This is a genomic window from Leifsonia sp. GW821-FHT13C09, from assembly GCF_058806435.1.
Map to the genome: position 1 here is coordinate 1591166 of NZ_JBXAPS010000001.1, position 20692 is coordinate 1611857.

A 20692-nucleotide genomic window follows, 5' to 3' on the forward strand; every position below is an offset into this window, starting at 1 on the left:
CACCGCGTTTCTCTTGGTGCATGGGAGCCGGTCCCCCCCCCCCCCCCCCCTTCGCAACGATCTGAGAAGTGAGGACCGCACGTGACGCTGGTCGCCGGAGTCGACTCGTCGACGCAGAGCTGCAAGGTGGTCGTCCGCGACCTGGAGACCGGGGCGCTGGTGCGCTCCGGCCGGGCCGCGCACCCGGACGGGACCGAGGTCGATCCGGCCGCCTGGTGGAGCGCGCTGCGCTCGGCCCTGGAGGCCGCGGGCGGACTGGATGACGTGGCCGCGATCTCCATCGCCGGCCAGCAGCACGGCATGGTCGTGCTCGACGCGGAGGGCCGCGTCATCCGTGACGCCCTGCTCTGGAACGACACCCGCAGCGCCCAGGCCGCCCGCGACCTGATCGACGAGGTCGGCGCCGAGGCGTATGCCTCGCGCGTGGGCGTCGTGCCGGTGGCGTCCTTCACCGCGACCAAGCTGCGCTGGCTGCGCGACGCCGAGCCGGCGAACGCCGCGCGCGTCGCCGCTGTCGCCCTCCCCCACGACTGGCTGACCTGGCGCCTGCTGGGTTACGGCCCGGCGGACGAGAGCCCGCTCGGGCCCAACCTGGAGGCGCTGACCACGGACCGGTCGGACGCGAGCGGGACGGCGTACTGGAGCGCGGGCACCGGGGCGTACGACTTCGAGCTGTTCGAGCGGGCGCTCGGGCGTGCGGGGCGGGAGGCCGGGACTCTGGGCTCGTCCGCCGACGCGGTGGTCCTCCCGCGCGTGCTCGGCCCGGCGGACGCCGCCGGCCGCACCCCGGACGGCGTGCTCGTCGGCCCCGGCGCCGGCGACAACGCGGGCGCCGCGCTCGGCCTCGGCGCCGCGGATGGCGACGTGGTCGTGTCCATCGGCACCAGCGGTACGGTCTTCGCCGTGACCGACGCGCCCGTCGCGGACGCGACAGGGACCGTCGCGGGCTTCGCCGACGCGGGCGGTCTCAGCCTCCCCCTCATCGCGACGCTGAACGCGGCCCGCGTGCTCAGCTCCATCGCCGACCTGCTCTCGGTGGACTTCGACACCCTCGCCGAGCTCGCCCTGTCGGTGGAGCCCGGCGCCGAGGGCGTGGTGCTCGTCCCGTACTTCGAGGGCGAGCGCACCCCGAACCTCCCCGACGCGAAGGCCAGCCTCCACGGGCTCACCATCGCCACCACGCGCCCTGCGACGTTCGCGCGCGCGGCCATCGAGGGGATGCTGTGCGGGCTGGCGGACGGCATCGACGCCGTGCGCGCGGTCGGCGTGCGCGAGAAGCGCATCCTGCTGATCGGCGGGGCGGCGCAGAACCGCGCAGTGGCCGCGATCGCGGCGCAGGTGTTCGACGCACCGGTCGTGGTGCCGGCGCCGGGCGAGTACGTCGCGGACGGCGGAGCCGTCCAGGCAGCGTGGGCGCTGACGGGTGAGCGGCCGTCGTGGACCGTCGAGGCGGCGGCGCCGCTGGCGGTGGACACGCGGGCGGTGATCCGGGAGCAGCGCCCGCAATACGGCCGCAGCTAACGGAGGACATCCCGGCGCCAGCCTCCCCAAAAAGCGGTCAACGGAGGAGATCAGGCCGTTGAGAGGCCCGATCTCCTGCGTTGCCGACGGAGGCGAAGCGGCGGGCCAGCTCCGCGCCGGCGGCCGAGGCCCAGCGGAGCGGGTCCGCGATGGCGGCCGCAGGGCCGCCCGCGAGTTCGGACAGCGACGCCGCACCGGCGAACCCGCGGGGCTCCGTCGCGATCGACCCCGCCGCCAGCAACGCGCGGATGCCAGCGGCGCGCGCCAATCCCGCAACGTACTCGGGGACCTTCCCCGCCGCCGACTGGTCGTCGTAGCGCCCCTCGCCCGTCACGACAGCATCCGCGCCCGCCACCAGCGCGGGCATCCCCAGGGCCTCCCCGACCGCCGACGACCCCGGCGCGATCGTCGCACCCCAGGCGAGCAGGCCGAACCCGGTGCCGCCGGCCGCGCCCGCACCGGGGGTCGCAGGGTCGACCGCGACCCCGGCCTCCCGCAGCACCTCGGCGAAGCGGGTGAGCCCGGCTTCCAGCACGGGCACATCCTCCGGACGCGCACCTTTCTGCGGCCCGAACACCCCCGCCGCACCCGCAGGTCCGAGCAGCGGGCTCGTCACGTCGCTCAGCACGCGCGCGCCTCCGGCGGGAAGCGCCCGCAGGGTCAGCTCGGCCCGGGAGAGGCCGGTCAGCCCGCGATTCCCCGGGGCGATGCGGCGGCCGGAAGCGTCGAGCAGCCGCGCCCCCAGCGCCGCCAGCATCCCCGCTCCCCCGTCCGTGGAGGCGCTGCCGCCGATCGCGAGCAGCAGCCCCGTCGCGCCCGCGTCCAGTGCGGCCGCGATCGCCTGGCCGAACCCGGTGGTCTGCGCGTCGAAGGGCGCGAGCGCCGGCATCAGGCCGATCCCGCTGGTCTCGGCCAGCTCGACGACAGCCCTGCCGTCCGGCAGCAGGAGCCAACTCGCATCCCGCGGGGCGCCGTCCGGTCCGGTCACGCGCACGGGACGGCGGGTGGAGCCGGGCACGGCCACCTCGAACGCGTCGAGCGTGCCCTCGCCGCCGTCCGCCATCGGCGCCAGCACCACACGGTCGTCCGGCCGCACGGACGACCAGCCCGCGGCGAGCCCCGAGGCGACCTCCGCCGCGGTCGCGGAGCCCTTGAAGGAGTCGGGGGCGAAGACCACGGTGCTCATCCCCACCACCCTGGCACAGACCACCGGGCATCGCGGTGTGCGGTCGCCGGGCTCGACCAGGTCCCCGCGACCGGGCACCGCGACCGTGCCCCGCGACCGCGCTCCGGCCATCATGCCGCGGCTCCCCGCACCACTTCCGCACCATCCCCCGCCGCACCACCATCCCCTCCGCACACGATCCCCGCCCCCTGGCACCACACCCCCGACCGGACGATGATGTCCCGCATGAACGCACCACTCGGTCCACGGCCATGAACCCGTCGCCCCGCCGGGTTCAGGCCGTGTACCTCACGCTCCTCCTCGGCAACACCCTCGCCGCTTCCTTCATCTGGGGCATCAACACGCTCTTCCTCCTCGACGCCGGGCTGACCAACTTCGAGGCGTTCGCGGCGAACGCCTTCTTCACCGCCGGGATGGTGGTCTTCGAGATCCCGACCGGCGTCGTCGCGGACACCATCGGGCGCCGCGCCTCCTACCTGCTCGGAACGATCACCCTCTCGCTGTCGACCGTGCTCTACTGGTTGCTCTGGCTGTGGCACGCGCCGTTCTTCTGGTGGGCGGTGGCCTCCATGCTGCTCGGGCTCGGCTTCACCTTCTTCTCGGGCGCCACCGACGCATGGCTGGTCGACGCGCTCACGTTCACCGGGTACACCGGGAGCCTGGAGTCGGTCTTCGGGCGCGCGCTCGTCGTCACGGGGGCCGCGATGTTCGCCGGGTCCGTCCTGGGCGGGGTGATCGCGCAGGTGACGAACCTCGGAGTGCCGTTCCTCTTGCGCGCCGCCGTGCTCGTCTTCATGTTCGTGTTCGCGCTGGTCGCGATGCGCGACATCGGGTTCACCCCCGACCGGTCGATGGGACCGTGGCGGGCGACCAGGAACGTCCTCACCCAGTCGATCGAGCACGGGCTGCGGAAGCGCTCGGTGCGCTACGTCATCCTGTCGGCCCCGTTCGCGTCCGGCGTCGGGATCTACGCGTTCTACGCCCTCCAGCCGTACCTGCTCGAACTGTACGGCGACCCCAAGGCGTACTCGGTGGCCGGGCTCGCGGCGGCCATCCTCTCGCTCGCGCAGGTGGCGGGCGGCATGTTCGCGCCCCGGCTCCGGCGCCTGTTCGCCAAACGGACGACGGCGATCATCGGCGCCTCGCTCGCCAGCATCGTCATCCTCGTGGCGATGGGGCTGACGGCGTTCTTCTGGTTCGCGGTGGTGCTGCTGGTGATCTGGGGCTTCGTCTTCGCCGTGGCCGGCCCGGTGCGGCAGGCGTACCTGAACGACATGATCCCGTCGCAGCAGCGCGCGACCGTGCTGTCGTTCGACTCGCTGTTCGGGAGCCTGGGCGGGGTGGTCATCCAGCCGGGACTCGGACGCGCGGCCGACGCGTGGGGCTACGGCACGTCGCTCGTCATCGGCGGGGCGATCGAGCTGATCGGGATCCCGTTCCTGCTGGCGAGCCGGCGGCAGGGCGACCCGGCGGACTCGGCCGGGGCGCGGGGCGGCGCCGGCGAGGCGGAGGCTGCTCCCACCACTCCCTGAGCCACCGCCGCGGTCAGCCCCGGACGATCCGACCGCCGCACAGCCACGCGGCGAGGCACAGCAGGCCGTTCACCGCGAACACCCCCGCGAACGCCGCCGGCGACGCCGCGCCGCCGAGCGCCGAGAACGCGATCGCCGTCGTGGCAAGCGCGATGGCCGAGCCGGTGGAGTCCGCGATCGACAGGGCCGAGCTGTTGAAACCCTGATCGGCCGGGGTCGAGTACTCCAGGGTGAGGACGCCGAGCCGCGGGTAGAGGATCCCCATCCCCGCCCCGGCGAACGCCCAGCCGGCCACCACGAGCACCGGGGAGGCCCCGGTCTGCACCGTCACCAGCAGCGACGCGATCGCGATCGTCAGGCCGAGCGCGCCGAGCCGGGCGGCGAGGCGGTGGCCGATCCCCGGGAACCGGCCCTGCGCCCAGGAGGCCGCGGGCCAGCTGAGGCCGGCGGCGGTCAGCGCGAGGCCCGCGGCGGCCGGGGACGCGCCGTACTGGCTGACCATCAGCAGCGGGACGTAGACCTCCGCCGAGAAGAACGTGCCGGCGACGATCGCCCGCATCAGGACGACGCTCGGGAGCCCACGGCGCGCGAGCAGCGTGCCCGCCGGGATCAGCGGCCGCAGCGCGGCGATCGCGCCCACGGCGGCGAACACCGGCAGCAGCCACTGGACGGGCCCGCGGGCCTCGGCGGCGAGGGTGAGGGCGAGGACGGCGAGCGCCACGAGCGTGGCCAGCCCCGCGCGGGCCAGCTCCCGGCGGCCTCCCGCCGGTCGGCTTTCGGGTCCATGGAGGCCGCTCATCGCCGGCACGACCATCAGCATCGCGAGGACCACCAGGGCCACGACGCCGAGGAACACCCATCGCCAGCCGACCGTCTCGGCCACGGCGCCCGCGATCACGGGGCCGATCAGCGACGGGATGACCCAGGCGGCGGCGAAGCCGGCGAAGATGCGGGCGTGCAGCCGCGGCGGGTAGACGCGGGCGACGATCACGTACAGCGCAACGGTGAGCGCGCCGCCGCCGAGCCCGTGGACGAGCCGGCCGGTGACGAACAGCCCCATTGTCGGGGCGAGGCCGGCCAGGACGAGGCCGGTGGCGAACAGCCCGACCGACGCGAACAGGACGGTGCGCGGGTTGCCGCGGTCGCACCAGGTGCCGGCGACGACCATGCCGACGACTCCGACGGCGAGCGGCCCGGCGAACGCGAACGCGTACAGCCCGGCGCCGTCGAGCTGGCGGCTGACGCTGGGCATGATCGTCGTCACCGCCAGCGCCTCGAAGGCAGCCAGCGTGACGAGCAGGCACATGCCGATGCTCACCCAGCGGTAGCGCGGCGCGAGCACCCCCTCCGGCTTGGCGAGGCGCCCGGGCGCGACCGCCGGTCCCCCGTCCGTGCTCATCCTCCGAGCCTACGACGTGTCCCGGACGGCGGACTCCCGACCATCAGACCGGCGCGGGGCAGGTGGAGCTCCGGACGATCAGCCGCGGCAGGAGGCTCGCCGGCCCGGGCTCCTCCCCGCCCTCGATCTCGGCGACCAGCCGCTCGACGCTGCGGCGGCCGAGTTCGGTGAAGTCCTGAAGCACCGTTGTCAGCGGTGGCCAGAAATGCGCGGCCTCCGGGATGTCGTCGAAGCCGACCACGCTCAGATCCTCCGGGATGCGCCGCCCGGCCTCGCGTGCGGCGTGGTACACCCCGAGCGCCATCTGGTCGTTCGACGCGAACACCGCGGTCGTCCAGGGATCGTGGACGAACGACTGTGCGGCGCGGTACCCGGACTCCGCCGACCAGTCGCCCTCCAGCAGCGCCGGCACCGGGACGCCGGCGGCCTCCAGCTCCGAGGTGTAGCCGGCCGCGCGCGCCTGCGCCTCGAACCAGGCCAGCGGGCCGGTGAGGTGGACGATCCGGCGGTGGCCGAGGCCGAGCAGGTGGGCGGTCGCGGCGCGGGCTCCGGCCTCCTGGTCGACCGTGAGCTCCCGAGCGACGTACTCGGACCCGCCCTGCAGGGTGACGTAGGGGACGGTGAGCCGCGCGTCCGCGATGCGGTCGAGGACGAGGTCCTGCGGGGCGATCACGATGATGCCCTCGACTGCCTGGGCGAGCAGGTGGTCGAGCGCCGCGGCGATCCCGGCGCCGGTCAGCTCGGGGATCTGGGCGACGGCGAGGTAGTAGCCGGCCTCCCGCGCTGCGCTCTGCACGGCGTTGATGCTGGACACCGGCCCGTAGAGCGCCGCGGCGGTCGTGGAGAGCACGCCGAGGGTGCGGGAGCGGGCGGTGACGAGGGCCCGCGCGGCACGGTTGGGCCGGTACTGGAGTTGCTCCATCGCGTCGAGGACCCGCTGGCGCGTGGACTCCCGGATGCTGGGGTGGTCGTTGATGACCCGCGAGACGGTCTGGTGCGAGACGCCGGCGAGTTGCGCGACGTCGCGGATGCTCGCGGCGCGCGGCGCGGAGTCGTGGGTCACGGAGCCATTATCCGGGAAGCCGGGCGGTCGGGCGTGCACGGCGGGCTCAGCCCACAGAGGCACGGGCGGCCGCCTTTCGCCGCGACCTCCACCGGCCGAGCACCCCCACGAGGACGGCGATCAGCGCGATCCCGGCCGGGAAGACCAGGTGCCAACCTGCCAGCACCAGCAGCCCGGCGGCGAACACGACCGACAGGACCGCCATCCACCAGCCGAGCGAGCGGGTCGGCAGCAGCACGATCGCGCTCGCTACGCCCAGGCCGTAGACCGCGGCCGCGATGCTGGTGTGCACGAGGATGAACGGCTGCAGGTCGCCGCCGGCCAGCACGACGACCGAGTACAGCGCCATCACCACCGCCGACAGCAGTAGCCCGCGCCGCGCGACCGCGCCGTTCTCGGCGCCGCGGCCGAACCAGGCGGGGAGGTCGCCGTCGCGGCCCATCGCGGCGCCCAGCTTGCTGAAGGCGGCGAGGTAGGCGTTGAAGACGCCGGTGACGACGATGGCGGCGATGACCGCGACGACGATTCCGCCGCCGGAGCCGGTCGCGACCGAGACGAGGTCCAGCAGCGGCACCGTGGAGGTCGAGGCGCGTCCGCCGAGCACGGCGACGGTGACGGTCTGGATCGCGAGGTAGGCGACCGACACGATCACCAGCGCCAGGGCGGTCGCGCGCGGGATGTCGCGCCGCGGGTTCCGGAACTCGCCGCCGATCCCGGCCACGGCCTCCCAGCCGGCGAACGCCCAGATGTAGAGGCTCATCGCGAGCCCGACGCCCGACCAGCCGTGCGGGAGGACGGGCTGGAGGTTCCCGGCCCGCGCGTGCGGCGCGGCGGCCGCGAGGACGAAGACGAGCACAGCGACGAGCGCGCCGGAGAGCACGAGCTGGACGGAGGCGGCGAAGCGGACGCCGAACGCGGTCACCGCTACGGGCACGACCATCAGGGCGACGGCGATGACGATCGTCTGCACGGCGCCGCCGCCGATCACCGCCACGACGTAGCGGGCGGTCATCAGCGCGGCGATGGGGGCGCCGATCGGCGTGCCGAAGAAGAACCAGTAGCTGACGATCCGGGCGGAGGTGGGGCCGAAGGCGCGCCGGGCGAACGTGGCGACACCGCCCGCGTCGGGGTGGCGTCGCGCCAGCGCGGCGAACGTCGCGGCCAGCGGGATGGAGATGAGCGCGAGAGCGCCCACGGCGAGGATTGCGCCCGGCCCGGCTGCGGCGGCGGCGAGCGCGGGGAGGACGAGGATGCCGGTGCCGAGGACGGCGGCGACGTAAAGCGCCGTGCCGCCGGCGACGCCGAGGCGCCCGCGGTGCTCGACGGGGGCCGTTGCGTCCGTGCGCGTTGCGTCCACACGCGCTGTGTCCACACGCGCTGTGTCCACACGCGTGGCGGGGGGAACGCTATCGGTCACTGGTCCATCCTGGCGTGAACCGCCGACATCCGCCGTCCATCGGCGGCCAGTCATCGCCCATCTGCCGCCAACCCCCGTCGAGGGCCGCCGTCACGTCTGCGGGCCTCCCGTGCGGGAATGCGGCAGGCGGGCGTACCGTTCCACTCAGAGCGGGTGCTTCATCCGGAGCGCCGCCCACACACTTCCCTCGACCAGCAGGAGACCCTCATGGCAACCGTCGAGCTCACCGCTCAGAACATCGAGTCCCAGATCACCGGGAACGACATCGTCTTCGTCGACTTCTGGGCGGAATGGTGCGGCCCGTGCCGCATGTTCGGCCCCATCTTCGAGAAGGCGTCGCAGGAGCACACCGACGTCGTCTTCGGCAAGGTGGACACCGAGGCGGAGCAGGCGCTCGCGGCCTCGGCCGGCATCACCTCCATCCCGACGCTGATGGCGTTCCGCGACGGCATCCTGGTGTTCTCGCAGCCCGGCGCGCTCCCCGCGCCGACGTTCGAGGACCTCATCGGCCAGGTCAAGGCGCTCGACATGGACGCGGTGCGCGCCTCCATCGCCGAGGCCAAGGCCGAGGCGTAGGACGCCCACGAACTGACAGGACACGCCGTCTCGCACGCTCGCGAGGCGGCGTGTCCTGTCATGTGGATGGAGAGGCTCAGAACCCCGTCGGCACCGTGACCGTGTACGGCTCCTCGAGGGCGCGGACCTCGTCGTCGGTCAGCTCCAGGTGGACGGCGGCGACCGCGTCCGGGAGGTGGTGCGGCTTCGTCGCCCCGACGATCGGCGCGTCCACGACCGGGTTGCGGAGCACCCAGGCCAGCGCGACCTGCGCCATCGGGACGCCGCGCGCCTCGGCCACCCGCTGCACGGCCTCCGCGATCGGCCGGTCGTGCTCCTCGGTGTACCGCGCCTGCAGCGGGTCGGTGTCCCCGCGCAGCGTCTGCTCACCCCACGGCCGCGTCAGCCGGCCCTTCGCGAGCGGGCTCCACGGGAGGCTGCCGACGCCCTGGTCCGCCAGCAGCGGGAACATCTCGCGCTCCTCCTCGCGCATCATCAGGCTGTACTGGTCCTGCATGGTCACGAAGCGCGTCCAGCCGCCGAGGTCGGCCGCGTGCTGGAGTTTGGCGAACTGCCACGCCCACATCGAGGAGGCGCCGATGTAGCGCGCCTTGCCGGACTTGATCACGTCGTGCAGCGCCTCCATCGTCTCCTCGACCGGTGTCTGCGGGTCGAAGCGGTGGATCTGGTAGAGGTCCACGAAGTCGGTGTTCAGCCGGGTCAGCGACGCGTCGATCTGCTCGAGGATCGCGCGGCGGGAGAGTCCGGCGCCGCCCGGGCCGTCGTGCATCCTGAAGTTCAGCTTGGTCGCCAGCACGATGTCCTCGCGCTTGGTGTACTCGCGGATGGCGCGGCCGACGATCTCCTCCGAGCTGCCGAAACCGTAGACGTTGGCAGTGTCCCAGAAGGTGATGCCGGCCTCCACGGCCTGGCGGAAGATCGGGGCTGCGCCCTCGTCGTCCAGGGCCCACTCGTTGAAGCCGCGCGCCCTGTCGCCGAAGCTCATGCAGCCCAGCGCGAGGCGGCTGACGGTGAGGCCGGTCGATCCCAGTCGGGTGTATTCCATCGTGCGTTCTCCTCGTGCCTTCGATGTCGTGGCTCCGACGTTACGCGCCGCGCGGGCGCGACAGGGAGGTACTGCGAGTACCGCGATCGGCCTACCATCGCGGCATGACCGATGCGAAAGAGAACTGGCCGGAGACGCCCTCCGGCGAGCCCATCGACACCGACGCCCTCGCGGAGGGCGAAGGCCGTGGCCCGTACGACGCCGACGGCGTGTTCGAGCCCGAGGACGACGCCGCCGCGGACGACGAGGACGACCCCGGAGTCTGAACCCGTTCGAAAGCTGTGCGCTCCCGTTCACCTGAATGCTCTTGTCCCCCGGCCTTGTACCCCACTAGGGTCTAGTCCAGGAGCCAGTCCCGAACCGGCGGAAGCGATGTCAGGCGCGCCCTCGGCGGTCCAGGACCGGCTGCACAACTGGGGAGGGGTGCAGCGTGACGACCTACGAGACGCCGATCGGGAACGCGCCGAAAGCGGGCCAGGACATCCATCTGGTGAGATGGATCCGGTCCGCGGACGGCTGGAGCAGCGAGACCGTGCTCTGCACATACCTGGCGGGGACGCCCTCGCACTGGGTGGTCGAGCGGCACGGCGAGCGCGTGAGCCTCGACCGCGCGGAGTGGGCGCAGTTCGCCTTCTGATCCTGGGTGCGGCGCCTAGGCGATGTCGCCGGCGTCGCTTCCGTGGTCGGAGATCGCGGCGACGGCCTCGATCTCCACCAGCTGATCCGCATAGCCGAGAACGGTGACTCCCAGCAGTGTGCTCGCCGTCCTCACAACCCCGCCCGCGCCGCCAGCAGCTCCACCGCCACCCGCCAGTCCCGCGCCGGGATGCCGTCGCCGGTCTCCTCCTCGCCGGGCGGCCGGGCGACGAACGACGGCCACGGGTCGCCAGGGACGTGCGCCTCCTCGACGAGTCCGAGGTAGTCGCCGCCGAAGTACACCTCCCACGCCGCCGTCGCCGTCGGGCTGTACATGAGCGTGAGCGGGAGCGTGCCGTACGTGTAAACGGCGTGCTGGTGGGCCAGTTCCTTCCCCGTCATGTCCGCCTCCACGTCCCGGCCCTCCCTCTCATCTCCGAGCGTAAGCGCGTCCGGCCTCCGGCGGAAGGGATTGCTACGCCACGAAACGGCCGTCGCCCTCGTCGCCCGCGTCGTGGGTCGCCGCGACCGCTTCGGTGACGACGTCGCGCATCCGTCCGCTCCGGGCGAGGGCGGTCCGCTGCCGGCCGGCCCCGCCGCCGCTGCGCAGGATCCGCTCCACCCCGCTGCGCACCAGCTCCAGGTCGCCGTAGCTCTCCAGCGCCCGCGCGGTGTGGGCGAGGAGGGCGTCGAGGGCGGCGACGGCGGTGCCTTCGCGGCCGGTCACCGGGTGCGGGAGCTTGCCGCCGACCCCGGTCAGGGCTGCCTGCCACTCGGCCAGCCGCAGGGCGGCGGAGGGCGTCGCCAGAGGCGCGACCCCCGAACGCCACTCGCCGACGGCGGTGTCGACGAGGGCGCGCACCAGAGCGGCCAGCACGACGGTGTCGCGGGCGTCGAGGCAGACATCGGCGACCCGCACCTCCACGGTCGGCTGCTTGTGGGAGACCCGCGCGTCCAGGTAGAGCATCGCCTTGTCGAGGATGACCCCGGTCTCCACGAGCAGCCGCTCGAACCGGTCGTAGGCCTCCACCGAACCGAACACGTCCGTCGGCCCGGCGCTCTGCCACTGGTGCCAGGCGACGAACCGGTAACTGGCGTGCCCGGTGTCGACACCGCCGACGAACGGCGAGTTGGCCGTGAGCGCCAGCAGCGTGGGCAGCCAGGTGCGGATGCGGTCGAGGACGGCGACGCCCTCCTCGCGGGAATGGATCGCGACGTGCACGTGGCAGCCGCAGACCAGCGTGCCCTTCGCGGTGAGCCCGTACCTGGCCATCATCTGGTCGTAGCGCGGGTCCGGCGTGGCGTGCGGGTGCAGCGGCAGCGGCGACATCGCGAGCGCCACCGCCCGGGCGCCGTGCCGGCGGGCGAGGGTGTCGGCGAGCGTGCGACCCTCCACGATGTCCGCGTAGAGCTCGTCGGTGGTCAGCCGCGGCAGCGTCTGCGTCTCGATCATCTCCTGCTGGATCTCTGCGCCGAGCCGCAACTCGGTGCCGGCGGGGGCATCCGCCAGCGCGAACGGGGCGACCGGAGTCGCGATCCCGCGTTCATCGACCAAGAGGAGTTCTTCCTCCACCCCGAAAGTCCTCACGCAACCACTATCGGTGAGGGGTCCTCAGGGAGCAATACCCTGAAGTCCGTGAATCCGCCCAGCGCCGCCTAGGCCGGGAGGGCGACCGGACGTTCCAGCACCTGGCCGGGCCACTCGCCGACCCGGAACGGAGCTGTGCGGGTATAGCCGCAGGACTCGTAGAACCGGACCAGGTCGCCGGTCCCGCCCGCGTAGCAGTCGACCCGCAGCTTCCCGACCCCCGCGGCCACCGCCTCGGCATGCGCGAACTCCAGCAGCCGGCGTCCGGTGCCCCTGGCGCGGGGGTCGCGGGACCCGATCAGCACCCGCACATAGAGCTCCGGCTCCGTCGCGGGCGGCACGTACTCCGTGGCCGCGCCGAGCGCGAGGAAACCGACGACGCCCGCCTCCGGATGCTCGGCGATCCAGGTCCCGGCCTCGGCGACCCAGCCCCGCACCCGGGTCACCTGCTCCGGCCGCTCCGAGAACGGCCGCGTGCCCCACTGCCCGGTGTTCCCAATGGTGACGAACCAGGCGATGGCGTCGTCGAACAGGCGCAGGACGGCGTCGGCGTCGGCGGGCCGCGCCGGGCGGATGATGGTCATGCTCCCATCCTGCTGCATCGGTCCCTCGAGCATGTCAGCCCGCGACGGGCCTGCGCTCGCGAAGGAGATCGACCTAGCGGCCCAGCGCCTGCTCGACGTCCGCGAGCAGGTCGGCGACGTCCTCGATGCCCACCGACAGCCGGATGACGTTGTCCGGGACCTCCAGCTCGGTGCCGCGCACCGACGCGTGCGTCATCTCCGAGGGGTAGCCGATCAGCGACTCCACGCCGCCGAGCGACTCGGCGAGCTGGAACACCTCGGTCGACTCCGCGAACCGTCGCGCCGCCGCCGCTCCCCCGCTGAGCGCGACCGACAGCATGCCGCCGAAGCCGCTCATCTGCCGGGCGGCGAGGTCGTGGCCGGGGTGGTCAGGAAGGCCAGGGTAGTAGACCGCGTCGATCCCGGGGCGGCCGATCAGCGCCTCGGCGATGGCCTGCGCGTTCTCACTGTGCCGCTTCATCCGCACGTCGAGCGTCTTGATCCCGCGGACCGTCAGCCAGGCGTCCATCGGCGACGACACTGCGCCGGCCGCGAACTGGATGAACTGCGCCTTCTCGGCGAGCTCGGCGTCGGCGAACACCAGGGCGCCGCCGATCACGTCGGAGTGGCCGCCGAGGTACTTGGTGGTGGAGTGCACCACCACGTCCGCGCCGAACGACAGCGGCTGCTGGAGGGCGGGCGACGCGAACGTGTTGTCCACCACGACGAGCGCGCCGGCGCCGTGGCCGAGCTCGACGAGCGCGGCGAGGTCGCTGATCTTCATGAGCGGGTTGCTCGGGGTCTCGATCCAGAGCACGCGGGTGCGGTCGGTCCCGAGCGCCGTGCGCACCGCGTCCAGGTCGCCGAGGTCGACAGTGGTGTTGCGCACGTCCCAGGCGCCGTGGATGCGGTTGATGAGCCGGTGGGTGCCGCCGTAGACGTCGTTGCCGAGCACGACGTGGTCGCCCGGGCGCAGCACCGCGCGCAGCAGGGCGTCCTCTGCCGCGAGGCCCGAGGCGAACGACAGCGCGCGCACGCCGCCCTCCAGGGAGGCCAGCAGCTCCTCGAGCGACGTGCGGGTCGGGTTGCCCGCGCGCCCGTACTCGTAGCCGCCGCGGAGGCCGCCGACGCCGTCCTGCACGAACGTCGAGGTCTGGTAGATCGGCGGGATGATCGCGCCGGTGGTCGGGTCGAACTCCTGGCCGACGTGGATGGCGCGCGTGGCGAAACCGTGGGTCATCGGGATCCTTACTCCAATGCGGGGGTCTGAGTGGTGCGAGCGGTTATTCGCTCAGGTACGTGAGGAGGTCCTGCCGGGTCAGCACGGCGACGGGCTTGCCGTCCTCCGTGACCAGCAGCGCGTTCGCGACGGCGAGCGCCGCCCGCGCGGCGGTGACCGGCTCGTTGACGCCGATCAGCGGCAGCGGCTCGCCGAGGTGCGCCCCGACCGGGTCGCTCATCTTGGCGCGGCCGCCGAACACGTCGTCCACCAGGGAGCGTTCGTCGAGCGCCCCGGCGACCTCGCCCATGACCACCGGCGGCTCCGCGGTCAGCACCGGCAGCTGGGAGACGCCGTACGTGTTCATGATCTCGATGGCGTCGTGGACCGTGTCGGACGGGTGCGCGTGCACGAGGTCCGGCAGGTCGCCGCGCTTGGTGCGGATGACGTCGTGCACGGTCGCCTCGTCCGGCACCTCGCTGAAGCCGTAGGAGCGCATCCACTTGTCGTTGAAGATCTTCGCCAGGTAGCCGCGGCCGCCGTCCGGGAGGATGACCACGACGATGTCGTCGGCGGTGAGGTCCTTCGCAGCGCGCAGCGCGGCCACGACGGCCATGCCGCTGGAGCCGCCGACGAGGATGCCCTCCTCGCGGGCGAGCCGCCTGGTCATGTGGAACGAGTCGGCGTCGCTGACCGGGATGACCTCGTCCACCACGCTGGGGTCGTACGCACCAGGCCAGAAGTCCTCGCCGACGCCCTCCACGAGGTACGGCCGGCCGGTGCCGCCGGAGTAGACCGAGCCTTCCGGGTCGGCGCCGACGATGCGCACGCGGCCGTCGGAGACCTCCTTGAGGTAGCGGCCGGTGCCCGTGATGGTGCCGCCGGTGCCGACGCCGGCCACCAGGTGGGTGATGCGGCCGTCGGTGTCGCGCCAGATCTCCGGACCTGTGGTCTCGTAGTGGCTGCGCGGGCCGTTCGGGTTGAAGTACTGGTTCGGCTTGAACGCGCCGGGGATCTCCGCCGCGAGCCGGTCCGAGACCGAGTAGTAGGAGTCCGGGTGGTCGGGCGGCACCGAGGTGGGCGTCACCACGATCTCCGCGCCGTAGGCGGTGAGGACGTTGCGCTTGTCCTCGCCCACCTTGTCGGGCAGCACGAACACACAGCGGTAGCCGCGCTGCTGGGCGACGAGCGCAAGGCCCACGCCGGTGTTGCCGCTCGTCGGTTCCACGATGGTGCCGCCGGGCTTCAGCTGCCCGTCCGCCTCCGCCGCATCGATGATGCGGGAGGCGATGCGGTCCTTCGACGAACCTCCGGGGTTCAGGTACTCGAGTTTGACGAGTACCGTCGCCGCGATTCCGTCGGTCAGCCTGTTGAGCTTCACGAGCGGAGTGTCGCCGACCAAGTCGATGATGGTCTCTGCGTACTTCACGCCGTCAACGGTAACAGGGCGCTCCGCGCGTCGCCGCAGTATGACCCGCTCATCCGCGCTGCGGGCCCCCGCCTAGACTTCTGGCATGCCGGTGTCCGATCTCTCGCCCGTCGCTCAGGACTACCTGAAGCTGATCTGGTCGGCCACCGAGTGGGCGGCCGACCCGATCACGGTCAAGCAGCTCTCAGAGCGCATGGGCGTGCGCGCCGCGACGGTGTCCGACGGCATCCGGAGGCTCGCCGACCAGGGGCTCGTCGTCCACGAGCCGTACGGCGCGATCGAGCTCACGGACGTCGGCCGCCGCGGCGCGCTGGCGATGGTGCGCAGGCATCGCCTGATCGAGACCTTCCTGGTGGAGGAGCTCGGCTACGGCTGGGACGAGGTGCACGACGAGGCCGAGGTGCTGGAGCACGCGGTCTCCGACGCACTGGTCGACCGCATCGACCGCCGGCTCGGCTACCCCGCCCGCGACCCGCACGGCGACCCCATCCCCACGGCGGACGGAACGCCGCGGCGCCCGGACGCCGTTCCGCTGCTCTCCGCGCCCGCCGGCGTCCCGCTCCGCGTCGTGCGCATCTCCGACGCCGACCCGGCCGTGCTGCGCTACCTCGGGGAGCGCGGCGTCGGCCTGGACGCGGAGCTGACGGTGGACGAGCACCGCGCGTTCGCGGGCGACGTGACCGTGCACGTCGGCGGCGCGACGATCATCCTCGGGGCGACGGCCGCCGCCGCGGTCTGGGTCGCCGAGGCCTGACCGCTACTGCGGCAGCAGCGTGAGGACGACCAGGGCGAGGTTCAGGGCGACGACGAGCCCCGCGACGCCCCAGCCCACGACCCGCACCCAGCCGCCGTCCGCGCGCTCCCCCATCACCGCGCGCGACCCGGTGAGGCGCAGCAGCGGGATCATCGCGAACGGGATGCCGAGGCTCAGGAACACCTGCGAGATCACGAGCGCCCAGGTGGGGTCGACGCCGAACGACAGGATGACCACGGCCGGGATGAGCGTGACGATCCGCCGGGCGAGCAGGGGCACCCGCACCCGCAGCAGGCCGCTCATGATCGTGGCGCCCGCGTAGCTCCCGACCGACGTCGACGCCAGGCCGGACGCCAGCAGCCCGACCGCGAAGATCACGCCGATGGCCGGCCCGAGCGCCGCGCTGATCGCGGCGTGCGCTCCCTCGATCGTGTCGGTCCCCGCGACGCCCGGCAGCGCGGCCGCGGCAAGCAACAGCATCGCGATGTTGACCGCTCCGGCGAGCACGAGCGCGAGCACGACATCCAGCCGGGTGGCCCGCAGGAGGGTGCGGAGGCGCCCCTCGTCGCCGCCGGCGCCGTGCCGGTCGCGGGCGAGCGCTGAGTGCAGGTAGATGGCGTGCGGCATGACTGTCGCGCCGAGCATGCTCGCCGCCAGCAGCACCGTCGGCGCGCCGTCGAAGCGCGGCACGAGCCCCGCCGCGGCGGCCCGCCAATCGACCGGGCTGACCATCAGCCCGGCCAGGAAGCCCACGGCGATCACGCCGAGCAGCACCAGGATGACCGCCTCGAACGGCCGCTGGCCGCGCCGGGTCTGCACGGCGAGCAGCGCGATCGCCGCGACTCCGACGATCACCCCGCCGAGCGGCAGCGGGAGGCCGAACAGCAGGTTCAGAGCGATCGCACCGCCGATGACCTCCGCGATGTCCGTCGCGGCGGCGACCAGCTCGGCCTGCGCCCAGTACGCCCTCCGGGCGCCGGGGCCGAGCCGCGCACCGAGGAGCTCCGGGAGGCTGCGGCCGGTGACGATCCCGAGCTTCGCGGACTGGTACTGCACGAAGACGGCGATGGCGTTGGCCGCCACGAGCACCCAGACCAGGAGGTAGCCGTAGCGGGCGCCCGCTGTCAGGTTGGCCGCCACGTTGCCCGGATCGACGTAGGCGATCGCGGCGACGAAGGCCGGCCCGAGCAGGAACCACAGGCGCAGGCGCGCGCGAACGGGTCGCTCTTCGACCTCCACCGTCACGTTCGCGTTCCCTGACTCCATTGTTAGCCCAGCCTAACAATGATCGAGGGTCTGGTAAACGCCCGAGCGACAGTGGTCCGGCAGGCCGGCGTCAGTCGCGGTCGAGGAGGGCGGTCTCGGTCTGCTCGCGGTACAGGCGGGCGTAGATGCCGCCGAGGTCCAGCAGCTCGCGGTGCGTGCCGCGCTCCACGACCTGGCCGTGGTCGATCACGAAGATCACGTCCGCGGCGACGATCGTGGACAGCCGGTGCGCGATCGCAATGGTCGTCCGTCCGCGGGAGGCCGTGTCCAGCGCCTGCTGCACCACCCGCTCCGAGATGGTGTCGAGCGCGCTCGTCGCCTCGTCGAGGATGAGCACCTCGGGGTCCTTCAGCAGCACGCGCGCGATCGCGATGCGCTGCTTCTCGCCGCCCGACAGGCGGTAGCCGCGCTCCCCCACGACCGTCTGGTAGCCGTCGGGGAAGCCGACGATCGTCTCGTGGATGTTCGCGCGCTTCGCCGCGGCCTCCAGCTCGGCCTGCGTCGCGTCCGGCCGCGCGTAGCGCAGGTTCTCGGCGATGGTCGCGTGGAAGAGGTAGGTCTCCTGGCTGACCACGCCGATGTGCGAGACCAGCGAGTCCTGCTGCAGGTCACGCAGGTCGCTGTCGCCGAACAGGATGCGTCCGGAGGTCGTGTCGTAGAACCGCGGGATGAGGTAGCTCACCGTGGTCTTGCCCGCGCCGCTCGGCCCGACGAACGCCGCGAATTCGCCCGGCTCGATCACGAACGACACGTCATCCAGCGTGTTGCGCTCCCCCGGCCGGGCGTCCGGGTAGCGGAACACCACGTGGTCGAACTCGATCCGGCCGAGGTCGCGTCCCGGATCCACCGGAACCGCGTCCGGGCGGTCGGCGATGGCCGGCTTCAGGTCGAGGTACTCGAAGATCCGCGCGAACAGCGCACCGGAAGTCTGCAGGTCGAGCGCCACCCGCATGAGCGCGAGCAGCGGGAACAGCAGCCTCGCCTGCACCGTCGTGAACGCGACGATGGTGCCCGCGGTGATGTCCGTGGCCCCGCCGAGGATCAGCCAGCCGGAGACCAGGTAGACGATCGCCGGGATCGAGGACAGGAAGATATTCACCATCGCGAAGAACCACTGGCCGCTCATCGACTGCGACACCTGCAGCCGGATCTGGGTGCGGTTCTCGTCCGAGTAGCGCTCGATCTCGGCCTGCTGCCGGTTGAAGCTCTTGGAGAGCAGGATCCCGGACACACTCAGCGTCTCCTGCGTGATCGCGGTCATGTCCGACAGCGACTCCTGGGTCCGGGTCGCGATCCGCGCCCGCACCTGCCCGACCCGGCGCTGGGCGATCACCAGGATGGGCATCAGGATGACCGCGACCACGGTGAGCTGCCAGTTGAGCAGCAGCATCGCCACGAGCGCGGCGATCACCGTCACCGTGTTGCCGAGGATGCTCGACATCGTGTTGGTGAGCACGTTCGCGACGCCGCCGACGTCGTTCTGCAACCGCGACTGGATGATGCCGGTCTTGGTCTTGGTGAAGAAGCTCAGCTCCATCGACTGCAGGTGCGAGAACAGCCGCACGCGCAGTGCGCCCATCACCTTGTTGCCGACCGATGAGGTCAGGTAGGTCTGCCAGACGCCGAGCAGCGCCGACCCGACGAAGACCACGATCATCACCACGACGATCTCGATCAGCACCGGCATGTCCGGCTTTCCGGACTTCGGGAAGAGGCCGTCGTCGAAGGCGCGCTGGGTGAGCAGCGGCGGCACGACCGACAGTGCCGCGCCGATCAGCACCAGCACCATCGTGGTGATGATGGCGACCTTGTGCGCGGCGAACAGCGACACGATCCGGCGGAACAGGTGCCGGATGCGCGGAGCCTCCGCGTTCAGCGCCCGCTGCGCCGCCGCGTCGCCGCCGCTGACCCGTGAGCGCATGGCGCCACCGCCGCCCATGCCACGCATTCCGCTCACACGCACAGCCTACGTCGGCGTGAAGCCGCCGTGACCGAATCGCAATGCAAGCGCTTGACGTAAACGCTTGCACGGAGTCCGCACCCGGAGTACGTTGAGCCCGGGCGCACCCGCGCCTGCACCAAGAGCACCACGCTCGACATCGAGCACCACTAGCTCAACGAGGAGTGAAATGAAAGCAGCACGTCTCGCCGTGATCGCAGGGGTCGCCATCGCCGGCCTCGCCCTTGCGGGATGCACCGGCGGCGGTTCAGGATCCGGGGGGAGCGCGGGCGGGGACGCCGGCGCGAACCTCACCAGCAAAGGCCCCATCACCTACGTGCAGGGCAAGGACAACTCGAATGTCGTCCGACCCCTGGTCGACAAGTGGAACGCAGCACACCCCAGCGAGAAGGTCACCTTCAAGGAGCAGACCGACCAGGCCGACCAGCAGCACGACGACCTCGTGCAGCACTTCCAGGCGAAGGACCCGAACTACGACGTCGTCGATGTCGACGTCGTGTGGACGGGTGAGTTCGCCGCGAAGGGCTGGCTGCAGCCGCTCACCGGCAACTTCAAGATGGACAACTCCAAGCTGCTGGCGCCGACGGTCAAGTCGGGCACCTACAACGGCACGCAGTACGCGGCGCCGCAGACCTCCGACGGCGGCATCCTGTACTACCGCAAGGACCTCGTCGCCGCTCCGCCCAAGACGTGGGATGAGATGATCAAGGACTGCGATGTGGCCAAGGCGAAGGGCATCGGCTGCTACGCCGGTCAGTTCGCCCAGTACGAGGGCCTGACGGTGAACGTGGCCGAGGCCATCAACACCAACGGCGGCACCATCGTCGGCGACGACGGCAAGACCGTCACCGTCGACAGCTCGCAGGCCAACGCGGGTCTGACCCGCCTGGTGGACGGCTTCAAGAACGGCCAGATCCCGGCCGAGGCCATCACCTACCAGGAGGAGCAGGGCCGCCAGGCGTTCGAGGCCGGCAAGCTGATGTTCCTGCGCAACTGGCCGTACGTCTACAAGCTGGCCAAGACCGACGGCTCGTCGACGGTCAAGGACACCTTCGGCATCGCCCCGCTGCCCGGCGTCAGCGCCGACAAGCCCGGCGTGTCCAGCCTGGGCGGCCACAACGCCGCGATCAGCGTCTACGGCAAGCACAAGGCGACCGCGTTCGCCTTCCTGCAGTTCCTGCAGAGCGAAGAGACCCAGAAGTTCTTCGTGACGCAGGGCTCGCTCGCGCCGGTGATCACCTCGCTGTACGACGACCCGGGCCTGAACAGCCAGCTGCCCTACCTGTCCACCCTGAAGACGTCGATCGCGAACGCTGTCCCGCGCCCCGTGTCGCCGTTCTACCCGGCCATCACCAAGGCCGTCCAGGACAACGCCTACGCCGCCCTCAAGGGCAGCAAGTCTGTCGACCAGGCGCTGAAGGACATGTCGGCGGCCATCAAGACCGCGAGCTCGGGCCAGTAGAGCCCATCACGGTCGCGGGGGGGGGGGGGCCCCCCCCCCCCCCCGGTCCCCCACCCCCCACTCTTTTTCCCCGGAG

The 20692-nt window shown here is 72.2% G+C and carries 19 protein-coding genes; 7 read left to right on the forward strand and 12 right to left on the reverse strand.

The window, feature by feature from the left end; genetic code table 11:
• The first annotated feature begins 81 nt into the window (after positions 1-81).
• A complete protein-coding gene (xylB, locus tag AC1ROW_RS07690) occupies positions 82-1521 on the forward strand; it encodes a xylulokinase (protein ID WP_493018239.1) in 1440 nt (479 codons plus the stop codon).
• A gap of 37 nt (positions 1522-1558) precedes the next feature.
• On the opposite strand, the gene AC1ROW_RS07695 is transcribed toward xylB, so the two are convergent.
• Positions 1559-2707, reverse strand: coding sequence for a glycerate kinase (locus tag AC1ROW_RS07695; protein ID WP_493018240.1), 1149 nt, complete (start codon positions 2705-2707; stop codon positions 1559-1561).
• 251 nt (positions 2708-2958) lie between these two features.
• Between AC1ROW_RS07695 and AC1ROW_RS07700 the strand changes: the two genes are divergently transcribed.
• Positions 2959-4239: an MFS transporter gene (locus AC1ROW_RS07700; RefSeq protein ID WP_493018241.1), complete on the forward strand. Its 1281-nt coding sequence runs from the start codon at positions 2959-2961 to the stop codon at positions 4237-4239.
• A 13-nt stretch (positions 4240-4252) separates the two neighbouring features.
• Here AC1ROW_RS07700 and AC1ROW_RS07705 read toward each other — a convergent pair whose 3' ends face one another.
• The 3 genes from AC1ROW_RS07705 to AC1ROW_RS07715 are packed head-to-tail and all read right to left on the reverse strand — an operon-like array spanning position 4253 to position 8058.
• Positions 4253-5638 (reverse strand): MFS transporter, encoded by a 1386-nt coding sequence (locus AC1ROW_RS07705; RefSeq protein WP_493018242.1) that lies wholly within the window; start codon positions 5636-5638, stop codon positions 4253-4255.
• A gap of 43 nt (positions 5639-5681) precedes the next feature.
• On the reverse strand, positions 5682-6701 hold the full coding sequence (locus AC1ROW_RS07710) for a LacI family DNA-binding transcriptional regulator (RefSeq protein WP_493018243.1): 1020 nt from the start codon (positions 6699-6701) through the stop codon (positions 5682-5684).
• Positions 6702-6747: 46 nt separating this feature from the next.
• Complete coding sequence (locus AC1ROW_RS07715) at positions 6748-8058, reverse strand: APC family permease (RefSeq protein ID WP_493018244.1); 1311 nt, start codon at positions 8056-8058, stop codon at positions 6748-6750.
• Between the two features lie 267 nt (positions 8059-8325).
• Here AC1ROW_RS07715 and trxA point away from each other — a divergent pair, with 267 nt between their 5' ends.
• Positions 8326-8694 (forward strand): thioredoxin, encoded by a 369-nt coding sequence (trxA, locus tag AC1ROW_RS07720; protein ID WP_493018245.1) that lies wholly within the window; start codon positions 8326-8328, stop codon positions 8692-8694.
• Positions 8695-8770: 76 nt separating this feature from the next.
• Here trxA and AC1ROW_RS07725 read toward each other — a convergent pair whose 3' ends face one another.
• Positions 8771-9739, reverse strand: a complete 969-nt coding sequence (locus AC1ROW_RS07725; RefSeq protein WP_493018246.1) for an aldo/keto reductase — start codon at positions 9737-9739, stop codon at positions 8771-8773.
• Positions 9740-9843: 104 nt separating this feature from the next.
• On the opposite strand from AC1ROW_RS07725, the gene AC1ROW_RS07730 reads away from it, so the two are divergent.
• Both AC1ROW_RS07730 and AC1ROW_RS07735 read left to right on the forward strand, forming a co-directional pair.
• Positions 9844-10005, forward strand: coding sequence for a hypothetical protein (locus AC1ROW_RS07730; protein WP_493018247.1), 162 nt, complete (start codon positions 9844-9846; stop codon positions 10003-10005).
• A 164-nt stretch (positions 10006-10169) separates the two neighbouring features.
• Positions 10170-10376 carry a hypothetical protein gene (locus tag AC1ROW_RS07735; RefSeq protein ID WP_493018248.1) on the forward strand — a complete coding sequence of 69 codons (207 nt, stop codon included), beginning with the start codon at positions 10170-10172 and terminating at the stop codon, positions 10374-10376.
• 131 nt (positions 10377-10507) lie between these two features.
• Here the strand turns inward: AC1ROW_RS07735 and AC1ROW_RS07740 are convergent, their stop codons facing one another.
• The 5 genes from AC1ROW_RS07740 to AC1ROW_RS07760 all read right to left on the reverse strand — a co-directional run bounded on the left by AC1ROW_RS07740 (position 10508) and on the right by AC1ROW_RS07760 (position 15174).
• Positions 10508-10777: a hypothetical protein gene (locus AC1ROW_RS07740; RefSeq protein ID WP_493018249.1), complete on the reverse strand. Its 270-nt coding sequence runs from the start codon at positions 10775-10777 to the stop codon at positions 10508-10510.
• Positions 10778-10850: 73 nt separating this feature from the next.
• Positions 10851-11963 carry a carboxylate-amine ligase gene (locus AC1ROW_RS07745; RefSeq protein WP_493018250.1) on the reverse strand — a complete coding sequence of 371 codons (1113 nt, stop codon included), beginning with the start codon at positions 11961-11963 and terminating at the stop codon, positions 10851-10853.
• Between the two features lie 68 nt (positions 11964-12031).
• Positions 12032-12547 carry a GNAT family N-acetyltransferase gene (locus AC1ROW_RS07750; protein WP_493018251.1) on the reverse strand — a complete coding sequence of 172 codons (516 nt, stop codon included), beginning with the start codon at positions 12545-12547 and terminating at the stop codon, positions 12032-12034.
• A 73-nt stretch (positions 12548-12620) separates the two neighbouring features.
• Positions 12621-13766: a cystathionine gamma-synthase gene (locus AC1ROW_RS07755; protein ID WP_493018252.1), complete on the reverse strand. Its 1146-nt coding sequence runs from the start codon at positions 13764-13766 to the stop codon at positions 12621-12623.
• Between the two features lie 43 nt (positions 13767-13809).
• A complete protein-coding gene (locus tag AC1ROW_RS07760) occupies positions 13810-15174 on the reverse strand; it encodes a cystathionine beta-synthase (protein WP_493018253.1) in 1365 nt (454 codons plus the stop codon).
• Between the two features lie 85 nt (positions 15175-15259).
• Between AC1ROW_RS07760 and AC1ROW_RS07765 the strand changes: the two genes are divergently transcribed.
• Positions 15260-15928, forward strand: coding sequence for a metal-dependent transcriptional regulator (locus AC1ROW_RS07765; RefSeq protein ID WP_493018254.1), 669 nt, complete (start codon positions 15260-15262; stop codon positions 15926-15928).
• Between the two features lie 3 nt (positions 15929-15931).
• On the opposite strand, the gene AC1ROW_RS07770 is transcribed toward AC1ROW_RS07765, so the two are convergent.
• Positions 15932-17194: an Nramp family divalent metal transporter gene (locus tag AC1ROW_RS07770; RefSeq protein WP_493018255.1), complete on the reverse strand. Its 1263-nt coding sequence runs from the start codon at positions 17192-17194 to the stop codon at positions 15932-15934.
• Positions 17195-17264: 70 nt separating this feature from the next.
• Entirely contained in the window at positions 17265-19142 is a 1878-nt protein-coding gene (locus tag AC1ROW_RS07775) for an ABC transporter ATP-binding protein (RefSeq protein ID WP_493018378.1), read from the reverse strand.
• Positions 19143-19323: 181 nt separating this feature from the next.
• Here AC1ROW_RS07775 and AC1ROW_RS07780 point away from each other — a divergent pair, with 181 nt between their 5' ends.
• A complete protein-coding gene (locus AC1ROW_RS07780; RefSeq protein ID WP_493018256.1) occupies positions 19324-20616 on the forward strand; it encodes an ABC transporter substrate-binding protein in 1293 nt (430 codons plus the stop codon).
• The last annotated feature ends 76 nt before the right edge of the window (positions 20617-20692 follow it).

Coding starts and splice junctions, on each gene's coding strand:
- AC1ROW_RS07770 (WP_493018255.1), bottom strand. CDS start 17,194: ATGGAGTCAGGGAACGCGAACGTGACGGTGGAGGTCGAAGAGCGACCC.
- AC1ROW_RS07765 (WP_493018254.1), top strand. CDS start 15,260: ATGCCGGTGTCCGATCTCTCGCCCGTCGCTCAGGACTACCTGAAGCTG.
- AC1ROW_RS07695 (WP_493018240.1), bottom strand. CDS start 2,707: ATGAGCACCGTGGTCTTCGCCCCCGACTCCTTCAAGGGCTCCGCGACC.
- AC1ROW_RS07700 (WP_493018241.1), top strand. CDS start 2,959: ATGAACCCGTCGCCCCGCCGGGTTCAGGCCGTGTACCTCACGCTCCTC.
- AC1ROW_RS07755 (WP_493018252.1), bottom strand. CDS start 13,766: ATGACCCACGGTTTCGCCACGCGCGCCATCCACGTCGGCCAGGAGTTC.
- AC1ROW_RS07725 (WP_493018246.1), bottom strand. CDS start 9,739: ATGGAATACACCCGACTGGGATCGACCGGCCTCACCGTCAGCCGCCTC.
- AC1ROW_RS07775 (WP_493018378.1), bottom strand. CDS start 19,142: ATGCGTGGCATGGGCGGCGGTGGCGCCATGCGCTCACGGGTCAGCGGC.
- trxA (WP_493018245.1), top strand. CDS start 8,326: ATGGCAACCGTCGAGCTCACCGCTCAGAACATCGAGTCCCAGATCACC.
- AC1ROW_RS07705 (WP_493018242.1), bottom strand. CDS start 5,638: ATGAGCACGGACGGGGGACCGGCGGTCGCGCCCGGGCGCCTCGCCAAG.
- AC1ROW_RS07750 (WP_493018251.1), bottom strand. CDS start 12,547: ATGACCATCATCCGCCCGGCGCGGCCCGCCGACGCCGACGCCGTCCTG.
- AC1ROW_RS07730 (WP_493018247.1), top strand. CDS start 9,844: ATGACCGATGCGAAAGAGAACTGGCCGGAGACGCCCTCCGGCGAGCCC.
- AC1ROW_RS07780 (WP_493018256.1), top strand. CDS start 19,324: ATGAAAGCAGCACGTCTCGCCGTGATCGCAGGGGTCGCCATCGCCGGC.
- AC1ROW_RS07740 (WP_493018249.1), bottom strand. CDS start 10,777: ATGACGGGGAAGGAACTGGCCCACCAGCACGCCGTTTACACGTACGGC.